Raw genomic sequence first — 5,586 nt, 5'->3', positions numbered from 1 at the left:
TCAATGCGGCTGCTTTGTCGGTACGCTCCCAAGTAAATTCAGGCTCCTCGCGGCCGAAATGGCCGTAGGCGGCGGATTTGCTGTAAATCGGGCGCAAGAGGTCGAGCATTTGGACGATGCCTTTAGGGCGCAGGTCGAAATGTTCGCGAACCAGGGCAATCAGTTTTTCTTCGCTGATTTTGCCTGTCCCGAAGGTGTCGATGGAAATCGAAGTCGGTTCGGCAACGCCGATGGCGTAGGAAACTTGGATTTGACATTGGGTTGCCAAACCGGCGGCAACGATGTTTTTCGCAACATAGCGGCAGGCGTAGGCGGCAGAACGGTCCACTTTGGACGGGTCTTTGCCGGAGAATGCGCCGCCGCCGTGCGGAGCTGCGCCGCCGTAGGTATCGACGATGATTTTGCGGCCGGTCAAACCGCAGTCGCCTTGAGGACCGCCGATAACGAAGCGGCCGGTCGGGTTGATCAGGTATTTGGTTTCATCAGTCAGCATTTCAGACGGCAGAACCGGTTTGATGATGTGTTCGATCACGGCGTTTTTCAGCTCTTCGTAACCGATAGACGGATCGTGCTGGGTGGACAGGACAACGGTGTCGATGCGTTTTACTTTGCCGGTTTCGCTGTCGTAAACCACGGTCAGCTGCGCTTTGGCATCAGGGCGCAGCCAAGGCAGGCGGCCGTCTTTGCGCAATTCGCTTTGACGCTGCATCAGACGGTGGCTGTAATAGATGGCAAACGGCATCAGGGTAGGGGTTTCGTCGCAGGCATAGCCGAACATCAAGCCTTGGTCGCCCGCGCCTTGGTTCAAGTCGATGCCTTCGCCTTCGTTCACGCCTTGGGCGATGTCGGGGGACTGTTGGTCGTAGTACACGCCGATTGCGCAGCCGTTGGCGTCAAAGCCCAGCTCGGAGGAGTTGTAGCCGATGCGTTTGATGGTTTCGCGTGCGACTTTGATGTAGTCCACTTGGGCGGTGGTAGTAATTTCGCCTGCCAATACGCACAAGCCTGTGTTGACCAAGGTTTCAGCGGCGACACGTGCTTTGGGGTCTTGCGCCAAGATGGCATCCAAAATCGCATCGGACACTTGGTCGGCAACTTTATCCGGATGGCCTTCGGATACCGATTCGGAAGTAAACAGATATTCGCTCATTGCTATTCTTTCATTAAAAACAGGCTGCTGTGTTTTCAGACGGCCTTTTATTTCGGACAGCGGAAATCATAACAAAAACTCCGCTTTTTCTCTATACAAGTGAGAAACATTCGCACTTGCCTGCTGTTTCGGAATCCTGTTGCGCGTTTCTTACAGGCAAAAAAATTCCCGCATTAAGCGGGTTTGGATTGCTCTGGCGAGCCACATCGGTTTTTCAACCGTCCACCTTACCTTTCCGTTTGAAAAGCAGGTTGGCATGGAATTCCCAACTCTTAATGCAGCGCGGATAGTAGCAGAAAAGCAGGTGTGCCGCAATATATTTGCCCGAAGTCTGTTTTGTTCAGACGGCCTGTTTCGTTTACAATCTGTCCACTTCATTTTGGTAAAACCTTATGCAAACGCTTGTTACCTTTGTTTTTAAATTTTTGGCCACGCTGCCTTTGGCTTGGTTGCACAAATTAGGCAACCTGCTCGGCAGTTTGGGTTTCCGCTTGCTGTCGAAAGATCGCCGGCGTGTTTTTGAAAACATGAAACTTGCCGGATTGAACCCGACGGACGAGGCGGTGAAAAAAGTTTTCCGTGAAACGGCAAAAGGCGGCTTGGAATTGCCGGTGGCGTTTTTCAGACGGCCTGAGGAAATTGAAAACCTGTTTGTCAGCGTCAACGGTTGGGAATATGTTCAGACGGCCTTGAGCGCGGGCGAAGGTTTGCTGTTTATCACGCCGCACATCGGCAGCTATGATTTGGCGGGCCGCTACATCAGCCAGCAGCTGCCGTTTCCGCTGACGGCGATGTACAAACCGCCTAAAATCAAGGCTTTTGATGCGGTGATGCAGGCAGGGCGTGTACGCGGCAAGGGCAAGACTGCGCCGACCAGCATTCAGGGCGTCAAACAAATCATCAAGGCCCTGCGCGGCGGAGAAGCGACCATTGTGTTGCCGGACCATGTACCGTCTCCGGAAGAAGGCGGCGACGGCGTGTGGGTGGACTTTTTCGGTAAACCTGCCTATACCATGACGTTGGCGGGCAAGCTGGCGCAAGTCAAAGGCGTGAAGGCTTTGTTTTTCTGCGGCGAGCGTCTGCCCGACGGTAAAGGCTTTGTCTTGCACATCGAGCCATTGCGCGGCGAATTGAACGGCGATAAGGAGAACGACGCGCGCGTGATCAATGAAAATACCGAATATTGGATACGCCGTTTTCCGGAACAATATTTGTTTATGTACAACCGCTACAAACATCCCGAAGGCGCGCCTTTCCCTCCGCCGGAAGTATAGGCCTGCCGAATGTAAAAAACCTGCTTGGACTCAAGCAGGTTTTGTATTTGGTCGGAATGAGAGGATTCGAACCTCCGACCCCTTCGTCCCGAACGAAGTGCGCTACCGGGCTGCGCTACATTCCGAATGTGGGGAATTATAGGATAGGAGAGGCCGGTTTGTACAGGGGTCGATAAATAATTAATAATTGGCTGCCGATGGGTTTGTTTTGTTTCAGGCCGTCTGAAGCGATGTGTTTCAGACGGCCTGTGTTTTTGTTTGCTGCTTCTGCTGAAGCATTTGTCCTAATGGCATTATAATGTGGGCAATTGTTTTTTAGATTGTCTGCTATGTTTTATCTTTATCAGTCCGACCGTTTGGAAGCGCTTGCCGAAATGTGCGCGCATATTCATCAGGCCTTACCTTTGGATGCGGTATTGGCGCAGGAAGAAGTGGTGGTGCAGAGCCAGGGGATGCGGCGGTATCTGAAAGTGTTTTTTGCGCGCAAACTCGGCGTGGCGGCGAATTTGAAGTTCAGCCTGCCGGCCGGTTTGGCGTGGCAGCTGATGCGCAAATTGGTTCCCGATGTGCCGCCGCTCAGCCCGTTTTCGCCTGAGGTCATGCGTTGGCGTTTGCTGGATTTGTTCCGCAGCGAAGCGTTTCAGACGGCCCCGGAATACGAAAACGTACGCTTGAAGCTGGAAAGTTATTTGCATAGTTCGGCATCGGCGGATTATCAGCTTGCCGGACAAATGGCGGATATTTTCGACCAATATTTGGTGTACCGCCCGGATTGGATTGATGCGTGGCAGGCTGGGAAGCTGCTGGGTTTGGGCGATGATGAGGATTGGCAGGCGCGGCTGTGGCGTTATTTGGACGATGGCAGCCAATCTGCGCCGCACCGCGTGGCCTTGTGGGAAAAGTTGTTGGCGCAGTTGGATAAATCGGTCTTGCCGCAAAGGTTGTTTGTATTCGGTATTTCGACAATGGCGCCGATGTATCTGCAACTGCTGCACCAAATTTCCAAGCATTGCGATGTGTTTGTGTTTGCGCTCAATCCGAGCAGCCAATATTGGGGCGAGGTCATCGACGAGGCGCAGATTTTGAAAAGGGGCGATGAGGCGGATTTGTCGCAGGCAGGGCATCCGCTGTTGGCTTCTTTGGGCAAGCAGGGGCGCGATTTCTTTGATTTTCTGGCGGAAGTGGAAACCGAGCAGGATATTCAGGTTTATGAAGAGGGAAAAGACGATACCTTATTGCATTGCCTGCAAAACGATATCCAAAACTTAATCATGCCGTCTGAACGCTTGTATCAACAGGAAGAAAGCGAAGTAGGCGGGCAACAGGCTCTGGTTCAGGTTCACGATGCGGATGGCAATTCAGTGTGTGTTGAGCCGGACAAGCTGCTGAACGACGGCTCCGTCAAAATCGTCGCGGCCCACAGCCCTTTGCGCGAATTGCAGATTTTGAAAGAAGAGCTGTCGCTGGTGTTGCAAAAAAATCCCGACTGGCAGCCGCACGATATTGCTGTGTTAACACCGAACATCGAGCCGTACAGCCCGTTTATCGAAGCCGTTTTTGGACAAGAGCAGGCAGGCAGCCAGGCTTTGCCGTATTCGATTTCGGATGTGAAGCTCAGCCGTCGTCAGCCGTTGCTGTATGCTTTGGCGCAAACTTTGGACTTGCTGGAAAGCCGGTTTGAAGTAGACAAGGTTTTGCCTTTGCTGGAAAGCCGGTTGGTGCTGCAACGCTTCGGTTTGAGCGAGGAAGATGTGCCGCTGTTGCATGAAACTGTTGCCGGATTGAATGTGCATTGGGGGTTGGACCAAAACATGCGCGAGGGCAAAGACAACTTCTTTACTTGGCAGCAGGCGGTAGAGCGTTTGGCCTTGGGCTGGATGCTGCCCGAAGGCGGCAACGGCATGTGGCAGGGCGTGAGCGCGTGGCATAGTAATGTCAACCAGTTGGACGTGTTCAGCGGTTTTGCCGAATTTGTCCGTACTTTGGCCGATATGGCGGCGCAATGGCAAGAGCCTGCCAATGTGGAAAGTTGGGTGCAGCGTTGCCGCGATTTGCTGGAGAAACTGTTTGCTCCGGATACGGACGACCAATACGCCAAGCAGCAGTTTGAGCAGTCTTTAGCGAAATGGCAGGAAGAAGCGCAGTTGGCCGAATTTGACGGATTGTTGCCGTGTAAAACCGTTATCCGCCATATCCGCCGCTTTTTGGACAGCGAAAGCCAAGCCGGATTTTTGAGCGGCGGCATCACTTTTTGCAGTATGGTGCCGATGCGCAGCCTGCCGTTTAAAATGGTTTGCCTGTTGGGTTTGAATGACGGCGATTTTCCGCGCAATACCAAAGCGGCTGTGTTCGACCTGATTGCCAAACATCCGAAAAAAGGCGACCGCGCCCGCCGCGACGACGACCGTTATCTCTTCCTCGAAGCCTTAATCAGCGCGCGCGAAATGCTGTATTTGTCTTATATCGGCCGCGATATACGCAATGATGCCGAGTTTGCGCCGTCTTCGTTGATCAGCGAGCTGCTGGATACCATTGCCGCCATGACGGGGAAAAGCGGGCGCGAGTTATCGGAGAAATGGGTGAAACATCATCCTTTGCAGGCTTTTTCACGCCGTTATTTCCAAAAGGACGCGCTTTCAGACGGCCTCTTTAGTACGCGCCAAGATTACGCCGATGCGTTGAACCAACCGCCAGCGGAAGCGCAGCCGTTTTTCCTTGAGGCTTTAAGTCAGGAAGAGCCAGACAAAACCATTCATCAAGGCGAGCTCGTCAGTTTTTGGCGTAACCCTGTCAAAGTTTGGCTGAAGAAAAATTTAAGCTGGGATCAGCCGTATTTGGACGGCGCATGGGAGTCTGCCGAACCGTTTGAGCCGCAACATGAAGGCCGGATTGCCGATGCTTATTTGGATGCGCGGCGCAAAGGGGAAGATTTTGAAGATACGGCCATTCGGCTGAATGCCGAAAGCCTGATGCCGGTAGGAGAATTGGGCGGTTTATGGCAGAAGCAGTATCAAATATCTGCGAAAAACGTAGATGCCGAGTTGATACGCAGCGACAAAAGGCCGTCTGAACCTTATGAAGAACACTTTGACGATTTGGTTTTACAAGGCACTATCGGCAATCTTTATGAATGCGGCCGCATTGTGTTCCTAAATCAAAAAG

3 protein-coding genes, 1 tRNA gene and 1 riboswitch are annotated in these 5,586 nt (G+C 52.7%); of the genes, 2 read left to right on the top strand and 2 right to left on the bottom strand.

Translation table 11 applies throughout. The annotated features are described in order from the left end of the window. On the bottom strand, nt 1–1,150 hold a 1,150-nt coding region (metK, locus tag Q1M25_RS07690), incomplete at its 3' end, for a methionine adenosyltransferase (RefSeq protein WP_300483599.1). 173 nt (nt 1,151–1,323) lie between these two features. Beyond that, nucleotides 1,324–1,434: riboswitch (SAM-I-IV-variant riboswitch) on the bottom strand. A gap of 108 nt (nt 1,435–1,542) precedes the next feature. Here metK and Q1M25_RS07685 point away from each other — a divergent pair. Beyond that, the gene (locus tag Q1M25_RS07685) at nt 1,543–2,424 is read left to right on the top strand and encodes a lysophospholipid acyltransferase family protein (protein WP_300483596.1); all 882 of its coding nucleotides are present in this window, start codon (nt 1,543–1,545) and stop codon (nt 2,422–2,424) included. A gap of 48 nt (nt 2,425–2,472) precedes the next feature. Here the strand turns inward: Q1M25_RS07685 and Q1M25_RS07680 are convergent. After that, nucleotides 2,473–2,549: transfer RNA gene (locus Q1M25_RS07680), tRNA-Pro, on the bottom strand. 204 nt (nt 2,550–2,753) lie between these two features. On the opposite strand from Q1M25_RS07680, the gene recC reads away from it, so the two are divergent. Then, nucleotides 2,754–5,586, top strand: a 2,833-nt coding sequence (gene recC, locus Q1M25_RS07675) for an exodeoxyribonuclease V subunit gamma (RefSeq protein ID WP_300483593.1), incomplete at its 3' end; no start/stop codon positions are given.

This window comes from uncultured Neisseria sp., from assembly GCF_951230505.1.
Taxonomy (GTDB): Bacteria; Pseudomonadota; Gammaproteobacteria; order Burkholderiales; family Neisseriaceae; genus Neisseria.
The sequence above is the reverse complement of the archived record's forward strand: the minus strand, read 5'-3'. Positions and strand labels throughout refer to the sequence as shown.

Bases quoted from the DNA above. Each gene is read 5' to 3' on its own strand.
- Q1M25_RS07685 (WP_300483596.1), top strand. From the start codon at position 1,543: ATGCAAACGCTTGTTACCTTTGTTTTTAAATTTTTGGCCACGCTGCCT.